Here is a 536-nt window from a genome sequence, read left to right on the forward strand (position 1 = left end):
GCGGGCTGCGTCGGCGACTTCGCGGGCAGCCTGCGCGCTGCTGCGCTTGTACTCGGCCGCCAACGACCAGCCCATGGCAGCGAGATTGTCGGCAATCCCTTCCAGGTCATCCGCGCGTTCGTCGTACTCGGTGGCGATGCGGGCGCAGTCCTCGTCGCTAAATCGCATGGCGGTCAGACTCCCTCGGGCTTGGGCAGGGCGCGGCAGACCTCGGCGTGGGACTGGGCCCACTCGCGGGCGTGCTCGTTGGCCTTCTCCTCGTCGCGCTCCTCCTTGTCGGAGCTCCAGCCGGAGCGGAACCAGTGGCTGAACTCGTTGGAGGCCGGGCAGGCGGAACAGGAGGCGCGGGTCGCGAACGGCTCCGGGTGCTTGTGCACGGTGAGCCGGTGAGTCAGGTCGACGGTCGCCCCGCCGACGGTCAGGTAGCGGGCGATGACGCCCTCCGGCCACGCGGTGGTGGTGGTCTCGAACATCGGTCAGTCCCTCCTGTGAAGCTCGCCGAACTCGCCTTCGGCGGCGGCGATGATGTCGGCGTG

1 protein-coding gene is annotated in these 536 nt (G+C 69.8%); it reads right to left on the bottom strand.

Features of this window, described 5'->3' with window-relative positions; genetic code table 11:
• Window positions 1-173 precede the first annotated feature (173 nt).
• Window positions 174-473 carry a hypothetical protein gene (locus tag ACFP3U_RS37070; protein WP_225794767.1) on the bottom strand — a complete coding sequence of 100 codons (300 nt, stop codon included), beginning with the start codon at window positions 471-473 and terminating at the stop codon, window positions 174-176.
• Window positions 474-536: the final 63 nt, after the last annotated feature.

This window comes from Kitasatospora misakiensis, assembly GCF_042656005.1.
In the GTDB taxonomy this organism is placed as follows: domain Bacteria; phylum Actinomycetota; class Actinomycetes; order Streptomycetales; family Streptomycetaceae; genus Kitasatospora; species Kitasatospora misakiensis.